1 protein-coding gene is annotated in these 768 nt (G+C 69.0%); it reads right to left on the bottom strand.

From position 1 onward, the window contains the following. Nucleotides 1–768 (bottom strand): phosphoenolpyruvate carboxylase (locus L810_RS43600; RefSeq protein ID WP_042978527.1); only part of this gene is annotated, 768 nt, incomplete at both ends.

The raw sequence follows: 768 nt of genomic DNA, 5'->3' as shown, positions 1-768 counted from the left end.
CAGCGCGACGCGCTTCGTGCGCTCGGCTTCATCCTGCGCGCCGTCGAGATACGCGCTCACCGCGCTGCCGAAGCCGTACCAGCCCGTCAGCAGCAGCCGGCACTGGCCCCATGAGAAGCCCCACGGAATCGCGCGCAGGTCCTCGATCCTGCGCTGCTTCGGATCCTGCAGCTTGCGCGAGGCAGGGCGGCTGCCGATGTTCAGCTCGGCGATCTCGGTGATCGGCGTCGACGAGAAGAAATAGTCGGTGAAGCCCGGGGTTTCGTAGACGAGCGCGCGGTATGCGGCCATCGCCGAATCGGACAGCGTCTGCATCGCGGCCTCGAACGCCGGCAGCTGCGCGGGCGCGTTGTTCTGCGGCAGGAGCGTCGCCTCGAGCGTCGCGGCGACGACCGTCTCGAGGTTCCGGCGGCCGATCTCCGGGTTCGCGAACTTGCTCGCGATCACCTCGCCCTGTTCGGTCAGGCGGATCTGGCCGTTCACGGTGCCCGGCGGCTGCGACAGGATCGCCTGGTAGGTCGGTCCGCCGCCGCGGCCGACCGTGCCGCCGCGGCCGTGGAACAGCCGCAGCGTGATCTTGCGGTCGCGGAACAGGTCGACGAGCGCGAGTTCCGCGCGATACAGTTCCCAGTTCGACGTGAGGAAGCCGCCGTCCTTGTTGCTGTCCGAATAGCCGAGCATCACTTCCTGCTCGGCGCCCTGGTGCGCGACCAGCGCGTCGATGCCCGGCAGTGCGAAGTATTCGCGCATGATGCGCGCGGCGTCGCG

The organism is Burkholderia sp. AU4i (assembly GCF_000466765.1).
Lineage (GTDB): Bacteria > Pseudomonadota > Gammaproteobacteria > Burkholderiales > Burkholderiaceae > Burkholderia > Burkholderia cepacia.
This window is presented reverse-complemented; position numbering and strand designations above follow the sequence as displayed.